The sequence below is a fragment of the Streptomyces sp. KR55 genome (assembly GCF_052245645.1).
GTDB lineage: Bacteria > Actinomycetota > Actinomycetes > Streptomycetales > Streptomycetaceae > Streptomyces > Streptomyces flavusporus.
This window is the reverse complement of sequence record NZ_JBQQCE010000043.1, coordinates 16751-33346: the sequence shown is the minus strand read 5'-3', so window position 1 is coordinate 33346 and position 16596 is coordinate 16751. Positions and strand designations below refer to the sequence as shown.

Here is a 16596-nt window from a genome sequence, read left to right as displayed (position 1 = left end):
ATCAGGCCGTGCTGCGCTACCGCGCGCACGGCCTGATAACCGGGACCCACGGTCGGCTGACCGCCCGGCTGCGGGTAGCCGTACGCCGGCGGCTGCTGACCGGGCATGGGCTGGCCAGGTGCGGGGTGACCAGGCGCGCCGGGCATGGGCTGACCGGGGGGCGGGACCGCACCCGGTGCCGGGGGCATCGGGTGCGGGGCGCCGGCGGGCATGCCGGGGGCGCCCGGAACGCCAGGGGCGCCGGGGGTTGGCGGCGGAGGTACACCGGGGCCGCCCACGGGAGGTGCACCGGGGCCGCCGACCGGGGGTGCGGCCAGCACGGTCTCCGCGTGGTGCACGGCACCTCGCGCGCCGCCTGCGGAGCCCTGCACGCCGGGGGGCTGCGGTGTACCCGGGGTGCCGGGAGGCTGCGGCGCGCCCGGGACGCCGGGCGGCTGCGGCGCGCCCGGCGCACCAGGGGCGCCCGGAGGCTGCGGCGCGCCTCCACCCGGGCCCATCTGGGCGGGATTGGCCAGCACCGTGGCGGCGTGGTGGACACCACCAGGAGGCGTACCGCCCGGCGCACCCGGAGCCCCGGGCGGAGTCTGGGCACCCGGAGGAGTCGGGGTACCCGGCGGCTGCGGCGCACCCGGACCGCCAGGCACCTCAGGACCGTCGGGCCCGATCGCCGACACGAGCTGCGTCGGCACATACCCACCCGCCGGCGCACCGGGCCCACCCGGGGCTCCCGGCGTACCCGGCGGCGGAGGCGTGCTCCCAGGCCGCGCGCCCGGAATACCGGGCGCCCCCGGCGGAGGCGGAGGAGTCACGCCGCCGCCCCGCGCACGGCGTGGCGGAGGCGCCGCCTTGCTCGTCGCGGCATCGGCGATGTCCCCGGCGCTCGGCGCGAGCGGCTGCCCGGCCGGCCCACCCGGAGCGGCCGGCGGCTGGGGCGCGCCCGGCGCCTGCGGATAGCCGTACGCCGGTGCACCACCCGGCGCCGGCGTACCCGCTCCCGGCGTCGGAGGCGGCGTACCCGGAACAGCCCCCGCACCCGACCCCTGCGGATACCCGTAAGTCGACGCACCCGGCCCCGGCGGCGGCGTGCTGCCCTGCGGGACGCCGACCGGCGCACCCGCCCCCTGCGAACCCTGCGCGCCCGGCACCTGCGCATCGTCGAGGGCCGGTGCGACCGCCGTCGGCGGAAGCTGGCTGCCGCCCGACATCAGCGCCGTCTTCGCGTCCGGCGCCGCCGCGGGCGGCGTCTCGTCGATGTCCGCGTCACTCAACGGCGGCGCGAAAACCGTCTCCGGCAACGGCACGGAACGGTCCTCACCCGCATCCGCGTTGGTGTCCGTCCCGGCCCACGGAGTCGCCCCCGCAGGCGCACCCGGCACCCCGGCCGCCTCGGCACGCGCCCCCGCGCCCGCCTCACTGTCACTACCGGCGCCGGCCGCCGGCCACGCCGTACCACTACCAGCCGCGCCGGCCCCACCGGCGCCGGGCCCAGAACCAGCACCGGAACCAGCACCCGAACCGGAACCATCAACGGAACCGGCACCCGCAGCCGCACCGGCACCAGCACCAGCCCGCCGCTCCGGAATCCCCAACTTGTCCGCCGCCTCCTGCAACCACTCCGGCGGACTCAGCAAGAACGACGTCTGATTCAGATCCACCCGAGCCGCAGCAGCCGGCGCCGCATCCGCGGCCGCGTCCGCACGCCCCCCGTACTCCTCCTCGTACCGGCGGATCACCTCACCCACCGGCAGCGACGGCCACAGCGTCGCCTCACCGCTGTCCCGCGCGATCACCAGCCGCTGCGCACCCCCGTCCGAACGCGGCCCGTCCGCACGGTCCTCGGCCCACACCACGAACCCGAGCCCGAACTCCCGCACCCGCACCTCACGATGCTGGTACGACGGCACATCCCCGTTGATCCACTCTTCCGCGCGCTCCTGCGCCTGCGCGAACGTCACCATCGCCAGCTCACTCCCCCACGGCAGTCACGGCCGAAGAGACGGGCACCACATGCGCGAACCCACCGTCCACCATCAGATTCGCCACGGTCTCCAACTCCGGTGGAGAACCCGCCAACCGCGCCAAGAACGCGTCGAAATCCTCACCGCACGGCAACAACAACCGCTCCACCCGCTCCGCCGGCGGCAACGCAGGATCCACATCCCGCGCATCGTCGTACGCGCAGAACCACACCGACCCGATCCGGTCACCCTTCACCTTCACGGCCAGCAACCCGCCCTGCACAAAGCCAACACCCAGATAGTCCTTGGTCAGATGGTCGCGCAGACACTTGTTCACATACACAAGGTCATTGACCGCCGCCTCGTCCCGCACCGTGAAGAACGGCTGATCGATCAGCAGCCCCAACTCCGCATCCAGCGCCGTCCCCACCGGCGCACACCCACCCGCCGCCTTCAAAAACGACCGGTACGCGCCCGGCAGCCGATACCCCAGGTCCTCCTCGACCCCCAGCACCTGCGACTCACTCACCGCCACGCCCGACTTCGGCAACCCGAAATGCGCAGGCCGCGTCTCCTGCAACGGCCGCGTCCCCCGCTTGTTCTGGTCCACCGCCGCCGTCGCGATACCGCCGTGATGCCGCAGCAACGCCTTCACCTCGACCGGCACCAGCTCAAGCCGCCGCGACCCCACCACGTGATGCCACGTCCAGCCGTGCGGCGTCGCCACCGACGGCACCGTGTCCCACAACTCATGCCCCGAAGCCGCAAGCGCCGCGTTCGCCGACACGTAGTCCGTCAACCGCAACTCGTCCACGCCGAAACCCTCCGGCGGCTCCGCAATCTCCGCCGCCGCACGCGCATAGGGCGAGAAGTCCGGGTAACCGTGCTCATCCACCCGCACCCCTCTCGGATGACGGGCCGCCCGAACCGGATCCGGGAAATGCACGACCTGCCCGGCATAGGCCGCGTTCGGCGGCGCGGCTTGCTGCCCGAGCCGACCTGTCGTCATGGCGGTAGCCCCCTGCGGCACTCTGGTACGACCCGTAGCAACCCCTAAGGCCCACTACGCCCCGTATCGACTGTCTCTCCAACGCGTTGACCGCGCGCATCGCGGTGCCGACAGCCTATGCGGTACGACGAAACCGGTCACCGGCGCCGGTCACAGCACCGGAAACCCACCCTCCGCCCACCGTGACCAGCCGTCACCCTCCCGTGACAGCCAGCCCGAACACGGGCGTGTCGCAGCGCCCCAGCTTCCGCACCAGCCACGGCATTTGGCACTCTGTGTCCGCCGGGGGGATGCACGGGAGGGGAAATACGATCATGAACACGACGCAAACGGGACCACACACCAGCACATCCGGCGACCCCCGCATCGGCTGGAGCGCCACCGAAACCCACCAGGCACCCACCCTCCGCCACCGCCGCGACGGCATACTCCCCACCGTCGCCGCCGCCCTCTCCGTCCGCGGCGCCACCCTCACCGGCACCGCCGCCCGCGGCGACCAGCCCCCCACCCTCCACCCACTCGTACAGGACTTCCTCGACACCCTCACCAGCGCCCAACGCGACCGCTTCACCGGCCGCTGTGCCGAAACCATCCTCATCTCCCGGCACATCGCCAACGCCGACGCCGCCCGCAGCAAACGCGCCGCCCGCAGACCCATGACCAACGGCGAAGCCCGCAAAGCCCTCAAACAGGCCAAACTCACCGCCCGCCGCATCCGCGAAGACGGCGACCCCCTCCACGGCAGCTTCGCCACCCCCTGCCGCGCCTGCACCGCCCTCAGCGCCCACTTCGGCGTCCGCATCATCGACCCCACCGCGACCGACGCCTGACCCCACCCCGAACAAACGCAAGATAGATAGAGGGCAGATGCACGCCGACCGCACCTCCACCACACGCTTCGCCGTACCCGTCGACGCCGCCCTGCGCGCCGCCGGCTGGCAACCCGGACGCTGGGACATCAAACAAGCCGAAATCTGGGCCGACACCCTCCGCGAACACACCTCACCCGCCGGCCACCGCCACGCCGTCTTCCCCGCCGCCGTCGAAGCCTGGGCCGAATTCGGCAGCCTCCACATCACCCCCACCGGACCCGGCCGCCAGATCGCCCCCGCAACCCTCCACCTCGACCCCCTGCACGGCCTCCACATGGCCCGCACCCTCGCCGACCTCGGCCGCGCCCTCGACACCGACGTCAGCCCCCTCGGTGCCGAACCCGACACCCAGACCATCCTCGCCATCGACACCGAAGGCCGCATCTACGCCCTCGACCACACCGGTGACTGGTACCTGGGCCCCACCATCGACCAGGCCCTCACCGGCCTCATCTCCGGCACAGAACCCGTACGCCTCACCGCAGGCTGACACCCACGGCCCACGACAGGCCTACGACAGACCCCCGACAGGCCTACGACGCCGGAATCACCGCCGACACCCGAAAACCCCCCGCATCCGTCGGCCCCGACACAAACACCCCACCCAACGCCGAAACCCGCTCCTTCATCCCCACCAGCCCGTTCCCCCCGGACGGCAACCGCGCCGACGACACCTCCGACGGCGGCTCGTTCTCCACCTGCATCGCGATCTCCGACGCCCGATGCGCCAACCGCACATACGTCTTCGCGCCCGCCGCATGCTTGTGCACGTTCGTCAACGCCTCCTGCACCACGCGATACGCGGTCCGCTCCACCTCCGGCGCATACGACCGCACCTCCCCCTCCACCGACAGATCGACCACCATCCCCGCAGCAGCCGACTGCCCGATCAACTCATCCAGCTCCGACAGACACGGCCCGTCCGCGGAACCGCCCTCCTCATCCGCCGCACGCGAAGCCGCCGCAGCCGCCGCAACCCTCACCGCCGCCAACGGCACCGCCTCCGCACGCTCCCGCGCCACCCCCGCACCATCCCCACTGCGCAGCACCCCCAGCATCTCCCGCAACTCGGTCAACGCCTGCCGCCCCATGTCCCCCACCAGCGCCGCATTCTTCACCGCCTTCTCGGGATCCTTCCGAGCCACCGCCTGAAGCGCCGCCGCATGCACCACCATCAGACTCACCCGATGCGCGACGACGTCATGCATCTCCCGCGCGATCCGAGTCCGCTCCTCGTTCCTCGCCCACTCGGCCCGCTCCTCCGCCCGCTCCGCGAGCAACTGAAGCTCCCGCTCAAGGCTGTCCGCCCGCTCCCGAAGACTCTCCATCAGCCGACGCCGAGCACCCACATACAGACCCAGCAACAACGGCGGCGCAGTCACACCAACAGACGCGGTAATGGAGATAAAGGGGACGAACCAGTCCCCCATATCCAACTCGCCATTCGTCATGTCCCGCTGCGCCCGCACGAACGTCACCACCAACGTCCCCAGCAGCGACATCCCCGCCAACGACCCGATGATCCGGCGCGGCAGCTCCGACGCCGCCAGCGTGTACAGACCGACCACCGTCAGCAGAAAACCCATCTGCGCCGGCGCAATCGCCACCGACACCAGCACGACGACAATCGGCCACATCCGACGCAACAGCAGCGTCGAACCCGCCGCCGCGCCGAACACCACACCCACAGCCAGCGGAATCCCCGCATCCCGCGCAAACGGAATCCCCTCGGCCGCACACTCCACCGCGGACACCAACGCAAGGCACCCGTCGAGCACCGCGCTACGCCATCTGGCCCACCACCAGGGCCCGGTCAAGACCCTGATGTCACCTTTGTCCTCTTCCCCCGTCGTGGTCATGCCTCCAGCCTACGGGCGGGGGCATGCGCTTTTCCGGCGAGTTTCAACGACCGACTCACACCACACTCCGTAATCGAATAACAGCGAAACCGGCCGGTATCCCTCGAACTGCTGAACCACACCCGTTCGACCCCGGAACGACGCATTCCGACCGGACGGTATGTACATGGCACATTCACATGGCAAGTACGCGGACTTCGAGGGGCTGCGGGAGCGGGCGGTCGCCTTGCGACGCGAGGGCTACAGCCTTCGGCAGATCCGCGACGAGCTGAAGGTCTTCAACAACGACATCCTCAACCAGCTGGTGAAGGGGGAACCGCCGCCGGAGTGGACGAAGCGACCGAACGCGAAGGACGATCTGCGAGCGAAGGCACGGGAACTGCGACTTCAGGGGTGGACGTACGACCAGATCGAGGCGGAACTGGGGTGCTTCAGGAGTTCGGTGTCACTCTGGGTACGGGACCTGCCGAAGCCTGAGCCGCGCTACACGCCCGAAGAACAGCGAGCCCTCATGCGGGAAGGGTTGGCAAGGCGCCGCGCAGCAGAGGACGAGGAACGCAAGAGGACCAAGTTCGCAGCGCACCAGGAGATCGGGGAGCTGGCGGACCGCGACCTGTTCATGGCAGGGGTCGCGCTGTACTGGGCCGAGGGCTCCAAGAGCAAGCCGTACGACCGACGCGAGCGCGCCATCTTCGTCAACAGCGATCCCGGCGTGATCCAGGTGTACCTGGCCTGGCTCGACCTGCTGGACGTGGATCGGGAGCGCCTGCGCTTCCGCGTACTCATCCACGAGTCCGCAGACGTCGACGAAGCGCACCGTTACTGGGCAGAGATCGCCGACGTCGACGTCTCAGTCTTCGCGAAGCCGACGCTCAAGAAGCACAACCCGAAGACCGTCCGCAAGAACACCGGCAAGGACTATCACGGCTGTCTCGTCATCGGAGTGGCAAGAAGCGCGGGCCTGTACAACCGCATCGAGGGCTGGTGGAACGGAATCGTGGCCGAGGCTCAGGCACGTCTCCGGTAAGGTCTGAAGCGCTGTCCCCCGTGGTGTAACTGGCAGCACACTGGTTTTTGGTACCAGCAGGACAAGGTTCGAATCCTTGCGGGGGAGCCGCAGCACACAAGACCCCGGTTCGGGCCCTGACTGCCAAGTCAGGGCCCGCTCCCATGTCCCCCACCAAACACCCCGGTATCCTGCGGATGTCCACCCCACCCCCTCCACAGCCGAAGGGCATCCCGTGAGCGCCATTCGCCCGGCAGCCGTCGTCGTACTCGCAGCGGGTGAGGGCACCCGTATGAAATCGGCCACACCGAAGGTCCTGCACGAGATCTGCGGCCGCAGTCTCGTGGGCCATGTGCTCGCCGCTGCCGGCGAGTTGGCGCCGGAGAACCTCGTCGTGGTCGTCGGGCACGCCCGGGAGAAGGTCACCGAGCATCTCGCCAAGGTCGCCCCGGACGTACGCACCGCTGTCCAGGCGGAGCAGAACGGCACCGGTCATGCCGTCCGGATGGGCCTGGAGGAGCTGGGCGGCGTCGTCGAGGGGACCGTCGTGGTCGTCTGCGGTGACACTCCCCTGCTCACCGGCGAGACGCTCAAGCAGCTCGCCACGACTCATGAGCAGGACGGGAACGCCGTCACCGTGCTGACTGCCGAGGTGCCGGACGCGACCGGTTATGGACGGATCGTCCGGGATGACGTGTCCGGTGCCGTGACGGCGATCGTCGAGCACAAGGACGCCACCGACGCCCAGCGGGCGATCCGTGAGATCAACTCCGGCGTCTTCGCCTTCGACGGGCAGTTGCTCGCGGACGCTCTCGGGAAGGTCCGTACCGACAACAGCCAGGGCGAGGAGTACCTGACCGACGTCCTCGGGATTCTCCGCGAGGCCGGTCACCGCGTCGGTGCCTCCGTGGCCGGCGATCATCGTGAGATCGCCGGTATCAACAACCGTGTGCAGCTCGCCGAGGCGCGTCGCATTCTCAACGACCGGCTCCTCACCCGCGCCATGCTCGACGGCGTCACCGTCGTCGACCCCGCGACCACCTGGATCGACGTCACTGTCACCTTCGAGCAGGACGCGGTCGTCCACCCGGGCACCCAGTTGCAGGGTTCCACGCACCTGGGCGAGGGCGCGGAAGTGGGGCCGAACAGCCGGCTCAAGGACACGCGTGTCGATGCCGGTGCCCGGGTGGACAACACCGTGGCCGACGGTGCGCAGGTGGGGCCGAACGCGACTGTGGGGCCGTATGCCTATCTCCGTCCCGGTACCCGTCTCGGCGCGAAGGGCAAGATCGGTACGTACGTCGAGACGAAGAACGCCTCGATCGGTGAGGGCTCGAAGGTGCCGCATCTCTCGTACGTCGGGGACGCGAAGATCGGTGAGTACACGAACATCGGTGCTGCGAGTGTGTTTGTGAACTACGACGGGGAGAGCAAGCACCACACGACCGTCGGGTCGCACTGCAAGACCGGATCGGACAACATGTTTGTGGCGCCTGTCACGGTCGGGGATGGTGCGTATACCGCTGCCGGGTCCGTGATCACGAAGGATGTGCCGCCCGGTTCGTTGGCTGTGGCCCGTGGTCAGCAGCGGAATATCGAGGGTTGGGTGGCTCGTAAGCGTCCGGGGAGTGCGTCGGCGAAGGCGGCCGAGGCGGCGTCCCGGAAGCCGGAAGGCGAGGGCTGACCGGAAACAGGTGCGTCTGGGACGGCGTACCGTGATAAGTGCACACCCGCACCCCACCAGCTGAGACGACGCCTTTCGTCCAGTTGAGACGTCGTGTCAACACCCAGCTGAGACACCTCTGAGGAGACAGTGCTGTGACCGGGATCAAGACGACCGGCGAGAAGAAGTTGATGTTCTTCTCCGGCCGCGCCCACCCCGAGCTTGCCGAGGAGGTCGCCCACCAGCTGGGTGTCGGGGTTGTCCCGACGAAGGCCTTCGACTTCGCCAACGGTGAGATCTATGTCCGTTACCAGGAGTCGGCGCGTGGTGCGGACTGCTTCGTGATCCAGAGCCACACGGCTCCGATCAATCAGTGGATCATGGAGCAGTTGATCATGATCGATGCGCTGAAGCGTGCGTCGGCCCGCTCCATCACGGTCATCGTGCCCTTCTACGGTTACGCGCGGCAGGACAAGAAGCACCGGGGTCGTGAACCGATCTCGGCGCGTCTGATCGCGGACCTGATGAAGACGGCGGGTGCGGACCGGATCCTGACGGTGGATCTGCACACGGATCAGATTCAGGGCTTTTTCGACGGTCCGGTGGACCACCTGTTCGCCCTGCCGCTGCTCGCGGACTATGTGGGCGCGAAGGTGGACCGGGAGAAGCTGACGGTGGTTTCCCCGGACGCCGGCCGCGTGCGGGTCGCCGACCGCTGGTGCGACCGTCTCGGCGCGCCGTTGGCGATCGTGCACAAGCGGCGTGACAAGGACGTCGCGAACCAGGTGACGGTTCACGAGGTGGTCGGTGAGGTCCGGGGTCGGGTCTGTGTGCTGGTGGACGACATGATCGACACCGGTGGCACGATCTGCGCGGCGGCCGACGCGTTGTTCGCGCACGGTGCGGAGGACGTGATCGTGACCGCGACGCACGGTGTGCTGTCGGGTCCGGCGGCGGATCGGCTGAAGAACTCCCGGGTGAGCGAGTTCGTGTTCACGAACACGCTGCCCACGCCGGGTGAGTTGAGCGGGGACCTGGACAAGATCACGGTGCTGTCGATCGCGCCGACGATCGCGCGTGCGGTGCGTGAGGTGTTCGAGGACGGTTCGGTGACGAGCCTGTTCGACGAGCAGTAGACCTCTCACATCTGATCAATTTCACTACGGCCTTCCTCGGCGAGTATTCTGTTGCAGTTGCTCGGCGAGGGAGGCCGTGGTCCGTTCTGGGACGGGGTACGGCGGTCCGTTATCGACGCGCTCTTCGTAGCAGGCCGTTCGTGGCCGGGTGACCCCGTCCGTTTCTGACCTCTACGAGGAGTGATCATGTCCGAGGTTAAGCTCAGCGTCGAAACGCGCAAGGAGTTCGGCAAGGGTGCCGCCCGCCGTATCCGCCGTGACAACAAGGTTCCCGGTGTGCTGTACGGCCACGGTTCGCAGCCGCTGCACCTGACCTTCCCGGGTCACGACCTGCTGCTGGCGCTGCGTACGCCGAATGTTCTGATTTCGCTGGACATCGACGGCAAGAGCAACGAGCTGGCGATTCCGAAGTCGGTGCAGCGCGACCCGCTGAAGGGTTTCCTGGAGCACGTCGACCTGCTGCTGGTGAAGCGTGGCGAGAAGGTCAACGTCGAGATTCCGGTGCAGACCGAGGGTGAGCTGGCTCCGGGCGGCAACCTGCTGGAGCACGTGCTGAACGCGCTGCCGGTCGAGGCCGAGGCCACCCACATCCCCGAGGCCGTCACGGTGTCGGTGGAGGGTCTGCAGGCCGGTGCCTCGATCCACGCGAAGGACATCACCCTTCCGAACGGTGTGACGCTGGCCGTCGACGAGGACGCGGTTGTTCTGCAGGTGCTGGCCGCGCAGGCCGAGGAGGCTCCGGAGGGTGCGGAGGCCGTCGAGGGTGAGGGCGCGGAGGCGTCTGCCGAGGTCTGATCCTCACTTTTCTCGTTTTGTCAGCCGCTGTTCCCTGTGGGGGCAGCGGCTGGCGCGTATCAAGGAGATATGAACGTGACGACCGATGCGGGTGTGCCCTGGCTGATCGTGGGGCTGGGGAATCCCGGGCCGGAGTACGCCATGAACCGGCACAACGTGGGGTTCATGGTGGCTGATCTGCTGGCGGAGCGGATCGGGGGCAGGTTCAAGCGGGCGGGGAAGGCGCAGGCGCAGGTTGTGGAGGGCCGGATCGGTCCGCCGGGGCCGGGGAGCCGTCGGGTGGTGCTGGCGAAGCCGATGTCGTACATGAACCTGTCGGGTGGTCCGGTGAATGCGCTGCGTGATTTCTACAAGGTGCCGGTGGCGAATGTCGTGGCGGTGCATGACGAGCTGGACATCGATTACGGGACGTTGCGGTTGAAGCTGGGGGGTGGTGACAACGGGCACAACGGTCTGAAGTCGATGACGAAGGTGATGGGGTCGGACTATCACCGGGTGCGGTTCGGGATCGGGCGTCCGCCGGGTCGTCAGCAGGTCGCGGATTTTGTGTTGAAGGATTTTTCGTCCGCGGAGCGTAAGGAGCTGGACTACTTCGTGGACCGGGCGGCGGATGCGGTGGAGTGTCTGGTGATCGAGGGGTTGGAGCGGGCGCAGGGGACGTACAACTCCTGACGGCCGGCTTCTGACGGTCGGCTGCTGATCGTCAGCTTCTGCTGGTCAGTTCCTGGTGGTCGTCGGGGCTGGGTGGCCGTTGCGGGGGGCTGTCGGTGTCGAGGGCGGCGCGGACGTGTGGGGCGCTTTCCAGGTCTGGGTGGCGGGTCAGCCAGTCGTGGGCGGCGTGGACGAGGTCGGGGTCCGGGGTGCCGGTGGTGCGGGCGGAGATCAGCAGGCCGGCCAGGACGAAGGAGGCTTCGGGCGTGGTGCCGTAGTCCTTGAGCCAGTTGGCTGCGTGCTGTTCGGTGGTCCGGCGTGCGCGGGGTTCGAGGTGGGGGACTTCGAGGAGACGGCTGAGGAGGTAGCAGTCCTCCGGTTTCGGTGGCTGGGTGGCGAACCAGTGGAGTGCGGAGCGGACCGCTTCGGGTTCGTCGGCGTCGGTTCTGTTGAGGCGGCGCAGGAGGGCGCTGATGGTCAGGTCGTCGCCGGGCAGGTGGGGCTCGGGGCCGAGTCGGTCGAGTGCCCAGCGGGTGATGCGGGCTTCGGCGGGCGGGGTTGTGAGGGGGAAGCGGAGGAGCCGGCGCAGCAGGTGGTTCTCCTCGTGGGCGGTGTCGGGGGTGCGGGGGTGTTGTCCGAGGTGGCTGGTGATGATGTCGAGCAGGGTGGCGGCCTGGTCGGTGGTGAGGTCGTCCTTGCGGTCGAGGACGTGGCCGAGTACGGATGCGCCCCAGGTGGCGGTGCCGTTGATGCAGTCGATGACGGAGTCGTTGCCGTGTGCGGCGAGCCAGGTCAGGGCGTGGTCGATGGTGCGGTGGACGACGGTGTGGGGTTCGAGGTCGCCGGCTGGGGTTGCGGGGGCGACGAGGAGGTTTCTGAGGACGTAGTCGGCTTCTTTGGCGGGGGCGTGGGTGTTGAGCCAGCGCAGTGCGTGGTGGGCGGCGGCGTTGAGTTGTGGGTCGGCGTGGCAGGTGGTGGTTCGGTAGAGGAGTGGGGCGATGACGAAGGTGGCCCTTGCTTCGTCGCCGTGGAGGTCGAGCCAGGTCAGGGCGTGGGTGAAGGCGGGGTTCTGGAGTCCGGGGGGAAGGCCTTCCATTTCGAGGAGTTCGCGGTGGACGAAGCTGTCGTCGAGGTGGGTGCCGGGCCTGGTGTGCTGGTCGGCGTCGGGGGCGGTGTCCTGTAGGCCGGCTTGCATGCGGTGTACGGCTGCGGCGGCGGCTTTGTTGCGCTGGTCGGGGCTCATGTGGGGCCCTTGGGCGAGGAGTGAGCCGATCAGGCGCCGGTCCCAGGGGCGGTCGGGGTCGAGCCAGCGCAGGGCGGCGTTGATCGCCAGTTGTTTGACGGTGGCGGCGTCCTGGTCGTGGGTGGCGGGGTCGCGCAGTCGGAGGAGGGGGGCGAGGACGAAGCCGGCCTGTGGTTTGGTTTCGTGCTCGGTGAGCCATTGGAGTGCGAGGCCGACGCTGGTGGGGGTGAGGCCGGGGGCGGTTCTGGCGCAGCTTTCGTGGAGGAGGGGGGCGAGGACGAAGGAGGCGCGGAGGGCTGTTTTGCGCCAGGTGGGCCAGGCGTGGATGTGGGTGATGGCCTGTCGGACGGTGGGGTCGGTGAGGCCTTCGCGTTTGAGGAGTGCGGAGAGGACGAAGTCGGCGGCTTCGTCCTCTTTGTTGTGGGTGAGCCAGGTGAGGGCGAGGTCGGCGATCTGTTGTGCTTTCGGGGTGGGGATGGCGGGCTGTTCGAGTGCCCGGTCGATGACGTAGGTGGCTGAGCGCAGGGGGACGTGTTCGGCGAGCCAGGTCCGGGTGGTTTCGGCGAGGCGGGGCCAGGCTTCGTCGGGCAGGTGGGTGGAGCGGAGCAGGGCGGAGAGGAGCCATTCGTTCTCGCGTTTGCGGGGGGTGCGGGAGACGAGGGCGAGGGCGGTGATGGCGGCGGGCCGTAGGACGGCGGGGCCGCATTCGGGTGCGCGCAGCAGGACTTGGAGGGGGTGGCGGGCGAGGCCGTCGCGGCGTCTGCCGTATTGGCGCAGCCAGGTCTGGGCGCGTTCTTCGAGGTGGGTGCGGTGGGTGCGGTGTGCGGGGTTGTCGTGGTGGAGGCCGGGTGAGCGCAGGAGGGCGGTGATGAGGGCGAGGGAGTTGATGTCGGTGGTGGTGTGCTGGTCGAGCCAGGTGCGGGCGGCGTCGAGGAGGACGTCGGGGAGGGGTCCGGGGCGGTTGCGGACGGCGTCGATGAGGAGGATGCGGACGGCTGCCGGGTCGGTGGGGGTGGTGGCGTCGATCCAGGGTTGGGCGAGGTCGGTCCAGGTGTCGATGACGGCTTGCCGCCAGGGTGGGGCGGAGACCATGGCGACGAGGGTGCGCAGGCCTTCGCGGGGTTCGGTGAGGAGGGTGGTGAGGACGGTCTGCTTGCGTTCGCGTAGCCAGGTGGCGCATTCGCTGGGGAGGCGGTGGGCGACGTTGTCGTGTTCGGAGAGGTCGGCGGCGAAGCGGCCGAGGTGGGCGATGCTCTGGCGGTAGGTGTGGAGGTTGCCGAGGAGGGCGTCGAGGAAGGCGCGGAGTGCGCTTGAGTCGAGGGTGGAGCGGGGGCTGCGGCAGGCTCGGTCGAGGAAGGCGTCGGTGACGCTGTCGTGGACGAGGTCGACGGTGTCGTCGGTGTCGTGTCGTAGCCAGCCGATGGCTTCGAGTTCGGCGAGGGTGTCGGCGGCGCGGTCGCCGGGGGCGTGTTGTGCGAGGTAGCGGTCGACGGTCTGTTCGACGGTGGGGCGGGGGTGGGGGCAGCTGAGGGCGGTGACGGTGGCGGCGTGCAGGAGGGTGCGGTCGGGGCCGTCGGCGGGCAGGTCTTCCTGGGTGCGGCGGCGGAGCCAGCCGACGAGGCCGTCGCGGGGCATGGATGCCGGTGGGCTGGAGACGTCGTCGCCGTTGGCCTTCATCTGCTGGAAGCGTTTGTCGACGGCGATGGCGAGGAGGCGGGCCATGCCGGGGCGGGTGGTGCAGATGTCGGCCATCTCGTCGAATCCCCAGGTGTCGAGGGGCTCCTTGGCGAAGGAGGTGAAGATCGCCTGGGTGATGTTTTTCTGGTGCTGTTCGTCCTTGTCGATGTCGATGGGGGTGAACAGGTCGGCGCTGCCGCGGTCGAGGACGCTTTGCAGGGCTCCGGGGCGGACGGCGGCCAGGCAGGCGACGCGTGCGCCGGCGCCGGTTTCGCCGCGTAGTCCTGCGGCGAGTTCTTTCAGGTCGAGCTGGTTGTAGCGGTCGAGGTAGTCGAGGACGAGCAGGATGGGGCGGCCTGGGCGGTGGTCGATCTCGTGGCGGATCTGCTCGGTGAGGACGGGTTCGGTCAGGTCGGTGTCGGGGCTGACGTGGAGGACGGTCCAGCGTCGGGTGGCGGCGAGGCCGGCGACTTCGAGGCAGGTGCGGGTTTTGCCGGCGCCGGCGACTCCGACGAGGAGCAGCCCGGTGTCGGGGTCGATGTTCTTCTCGAGCCGGGCGAGGAGGGTTTCCGGCCGGTGTGCGGCTCCTTGGGGGGTGACGTAGGGCAGGTGGTCGTTGTGGTAGCTGCTGTCGAGCCTGGTGAGCATTTTGGCGTGGGTGCGCAGCCAGGCGGGGCGGTCGCGGCGGTCGCCGATCTCGTAGTCGCGGCGGTGGCCTTGCCAGTTGCGTACGTGCAGTTGGAGGCGTTGGGTGCCGGCTCCGGTGCGTTCGAGTCGTTTCTGGACGGTGGTGGCGAGGGTGTCGACGTCCGGGGGCCAGGGGCTGGGTGGGTCGTCGAGTTCGTCGAGGAGGGCCTGGGTGAAGCCGAGGCGGCCGTTGGCGGCGTAGTCGTCGTCCTGGGTGGCGTAGAGGACGGAGAGTCGGGTGTCGGTGGTGGCGTGGGGGGCGGCGGGGAGTTTGAGGACGCCGTAGTGTTCGGCGACCCGTTCGTGCAGGCGGCAGGTGTCGATGAAGAAGATCTTTTTCGGGATGTGCTGGTAGTGCGGGTGGTGGAGGAGGGTGTCCTGGAGGCTGGTGGCGGCGAGGGTCTGTTCGGCGTAGTCGGTGCCGTCGCCGAAGGGCAGCAGGAGTTCGCGGGTGCGGGGGTCGGTGACGCCGTGTCCGGACCAGGCGAGCCACAGCAGGTCGCCTTCCCACTGCGGCACTTCGGTCTTCAGCAGTTCTTCGACGCCGGCCTGGTGGGCGGGCCGGACGGTGAGGTCGAGGCGGCGGGCGGCGTTCTGGACGTCGGGGCTGTGGTCGGGTGACACGCACAGCCGGATCTGGGCGGGCGGCACCCCGCTCCGGCACAGCCATTCGGCGTGGCGGAGGGCGTCGGCGGCGGCGCCCTTGAGGGTGGGGAAGGACGAGGACTCGTACTCCTCGACGCCGACGAGGACGGCGAACGTGTTCTCCGGTAGGGCGCCTCGGGGCAGTGCCGTCACGGTACGTCCCGCAGGAGGCCGGCGAGGAAGGTGTGGACGTCGGGGTTGCGGAAGTACGCGCTGTGGGAGGCGATGAAGGGCTGGCCGGAGCTGAACTCCCGGTCCTGGACGCGGGGGTCGGGGAAGACGGGTGCGGCGGCGAAGCCGAGCAGGTCGCGCCGGTCGTAGATGTTGGTCCACGTGGGGAAGTGCTCGGGCAGGGGTTTGCCGGGGGCGAGGCCGGGCAGCGCACCGATCTCGTGCAGGTGGGCGGCCTGGGAGCCGACGGTGACGAGGTGGCGTACGCCGCTGAGGTGCTCGAGGGCGAGCAGGTCGACGGCGGCGATCCCGCCGAGGCTGTGGGCGAGGAGGACGACGGGGCCGTGGGCGTCGGCGGTCTCGGCGACGCGCTGTCGGATGACGGCGCGCAGTCCGTCGCCGCGGGCGAGGTACTTCAGGACGTCGCCGGCCTGTGGGTGGGCCTTGGTCATGAGGTCGGCGCGGTGCCGGTCGGCGAGCCGCATGACGCCGAGCCGCTGGGCGGCCCAGAGGGACGTACGGAAGATGTGGCGGCCCACGCCGCGGGCCTCGCCGCCGAGTTCGCGGGTGACGATGCCGACGACGTCGTCGCGTTCCTGCGGTGTCCAGGGCAGCGGCAGGCCGCGCTGGAGGATGCCGCCGAGGTGGGAGGCGACGGTGGCGGTGGCGATGGCGAGGGGCAGCCGGCCGCGGCCGGCGCCGTGGGTGAGGGCGTGACGGCCGGCCGGGCTGTCGAGTACGGCTGTCAGGGCGGCGCCGAACTCGGCGCGGGCCTGCTCGTCCGGGAGGAACGGCCGTAGGTCGGCGGGGAGTTCGGCCGCCTGGGCGAGGGTGCGGCCGCGGGCCTCGACCTCGGGGCCCATGCGTTCGCCGAGGGCGGGCCGCCCCCTGTCGTCGGGGTCGTCGGGGGCGCGCAGCGCCAGCCACGGGTCCTCGTAGAGGCGGCCCCACAGCACGGCGTCCTGGTCGGTCTCGCTGAGGTCGGTGGCGGTGGTGGTGTCCAGTTCGGTGGCCGGGACGGCGCCGGGCAGTGCGGCGCCGCCCACTCCGGAGGGGACGCCGAAGATGTCGCCCCAGTAGCACTCCTCGACCCGCAGCTGCGCATCGACGCGCGCGAGGCCCTCCCGCAGCAGGCCCAGCGTCCCGTCGTACGCTTCACGGCGCACGCCGGTCCCGTGGACGAACAGCAGCGCGGTCATCCCGCTCCCCCCTCGTGTTGCCCGG

The 16596-nt window shown here is 69.7% G+C and carries 11 protein-coding genes, 1 tRNA gene and 1 pseudogene; 8 read left to right on the top strand and 5 right to left on the bottom strand.

All coding sequences use genetic code 11. From position 1 onward, the window contains the following. Together ACTWQJ_RS09245 and ACTWQJ_RS09240 are read right to left on the bottom strand one after the other, a co-directional pair. Positions 1–1958, bottom strand: a pseudogene (locus ACTWQJ_RS09245) (SUKH-4 family immunity protein); the annotation flags it as partial. Positions 1959–1965: 7 nt separating this feature from the next. Then, the gene (locus ACTWQJ_RS09240; RefSeq protein ID WP_443306133.1) at positions 1966–2967 is read right to left on the bottom strand and encodes an SMI1/KNR4 family protein; all 1002 of its coding nucleotides are present in this window, start codon (positions 2965–2967) and stop codon (positions 1966–1968) included. Positions 2968–3281: 314 nt separating this feature from the next. Here ACTWQJ_RS09240 and ACTWQJ_RS09235 point away from each other — a divergent pair, with 314 nt between their 5' ends. Continuing rightward, positions 3282–3797, top strand: a complete 516-nt coding sequence (locus tag ACTWQJ_RS09235; protein WP_443306132.1) for a YwqJ-related putative deaminase — start codon at positions 3282–3284, stop codon at positions 3795–3797. Between the two features lie 37 nt (positions 3798–3834). Next, complete coding sequence (locus ACTWQJ_RS09230; RefSeq protein WP_385513516.1) at positions 3835–4329, top strand: SUKH-3 domain-containing protein; 495 nt, start codon at positions 3835–3837, stop codon at positions 4327–4329. 43 nt (positions 4330–4372) lie between these two features. Here the strand turns inward: ACTWQJ_RS09230 and ACTWQJ_RS09225 are convergent, their stop codons facing one another. Beyond that, positions 4373–5698 (bottom strand): sensor histidine kinase, encoded by a 1326-nt coding sequence (locus ACTWQJ_RS09225; protein WP_443306131.1) that lies wholly within the window; start codon positions 5696–5698, stop codon positions 4373–4375. A gap of 166 nt (positions 5699–5864) precedes the next feature. Here ACTWQJ_RS09225 and ACTWQJ_RS09220 point away from each other — a divergent pair, with 166 nt between their 5' ends. The 6 genes from ACTWQJ_RS09220 to pth all read left to right on the top strand — a co-directional run bounded on the left by ACTWQJ_RS09220 (position 5865) and on the right by pth (position 10970). Continuing rightward, positions 5865–6725: a hypothetical protein gene (locus tag ACTWQJ_RS09220; RefSeq protein WP_443306130.1), complete on the top strand. Its 861-nt coding sequence runs from the start codon at positions 5865–5867 to the stop codon at positions 6723–6725. A 14-nt stretch (positions 6726–6739) separates the two neighbouring features. Continuing rightward, positions 6740–6812: transfer RNA gene (locus ACTWQJ_RS09215), tRNA-Gln, on the top strand. A gap of 127 nt (positions 6813–6939) precedes the next feature. Continuing rightward, on the top strand, positions 6940–8388 hold the full coding sequence (gene glmU / locus ACTWQJ_RS09210) for a bifunctional UDP-N-acetylglucosamine diphosphorylase/glucosamine-1-phosphate N-acetyltransferase GlmU (RefSeq protein ID WP_443306129.1): 1449 nt from the start codon (positions 6940–6942) through the stop codon (positions 8386–8388). 134 nt (positions 8389–8522) lie between these two features. Beyond that, the gene (locus tag ACTWQJ_RS09205) at positions 8523–9503 is read left to right on the top strand and encodes a ribose-phosphate diphosphokinase (RefSeq protein WP_443306128.1); all 981 of its coding nucleotides are present in this window, start codon (positions 8523–8525) and stop codon (positions 9501–9503) included. Between the two features lie 186 nt (positions 9504–9689). Continuing rightward, positions 9690–10298, top strand: coding sequence for a 50S ribosomal protein L25/general stress protein Ctc (locus ACTWQJ_RS09200; protein ID WP_443306127.1), 609 nt, complete (start codon positions 9690–9692; stop codon positions 10296–10298). Positions 10299–10367: 69 nt separating this feature from the next. Then, entirely contained in the window at positions 10368–10970 is a 603-nt protein-coding gene (gene pth / locus ACTWQJ_RS09195; RefSeq protein ID WP_443306126.1) for an aminoacyl-tRNA hydrolase, read from the top strand. A gap of 31 nt (positions 10971–11001) precedes the next feature. Here pth and ACTWQJ_RS09190 read toward each other — a convergent pair whose 3' ends face one another. Together ACTWQJ_RS09190 and ACTWQJ_RS09185 are read right to left on the bottom strand one after the other, a co-directional pair. After that, on the bottom strand, positions 11002–15354 hold the full coding sequence (locus ACTWQJ_RS09190; protein WP_443306125.1) for a caspase family protein: 4353 nt from the start codon (positions 15352–15354) through the stop codon (positions 11002–11004). Further along, positions 15351–16571: a hypothetical protein gene (locus ACTWQJ_RS09185; protein WP_443306124.1), complete on the bottom strand. Its 1221-nt coding sequence runs from the start codon at positions 16569–16571 to the stop codon at positions 15351–15353. The genes ACTWQJ_RS09190 and ACTWQJ_RS09185 overlap by 4 nt, the downstream gene beginning before the upstream one ends. Between the last annotated feature and the right edge of the window lie 25 nt (positions 16572–16596).

Bases quoted from the DNA above. Each gene is read 5' to 3' on its own strand.
- ACTWQJ_RS09240 (WP_443306133.1), bottom strand. From the start codon at position 2,967: ATGACGACAGGTCGGCTCGGGCAGCAAGCCGCGCCGCCGAACGCGGCC.
- ACTWQJ_RS09235 (WP_443306132.1), top strand. From the start codon at position 3,282: ATGAACACGACGCAAACGGGACCACACACCAGCACATCCGGCGACCCC.
- ACTWQJ_RS09230 (WP_385513516.1), top strand. From the start codon at position 3,835: ATGCACGCCGACCGCACCTCCACCACACGCTTCGCCGTACCCGTCGAC.
- ACTWQJ_RS09225 (WP_443306131.1), bottom strand. From the start codon at position 5,698: ATGACCACGACGGGGGAAGAGGACAAAGGTGACATCAGGGTCTTGACC.
- ACTWQJ_RS09220 (WP_443306130.1), top strand. From the start codon at position 5,865: ATGGCACATTCACATGGCAAGTACGCGGACTTCGAGGGGCTGCGGGAG.
- ACTWQJ_RS09200 (WP_443306127.1), top strand. From the start codon at position 9,690: ATGTCCGAGGTTAAGCTCAGCGTCGAAACGCGCAAGGAGTTCGGCAAG.
- pth (WP_443306126.1), top strand. From the start codon at position 10,368: ATGAACGTGACGACCGATGCGGGTGTGCCCTGGCTGATCGTGGGGCTG.
- ACTWQJ_RS09185 (WP_443306124.1), bottom strand. From the start codon at position 16,571: ATGACCGCGCTGCTGTTCGTCCACGGGACCGGCGTGCGCCGTGAAGCG.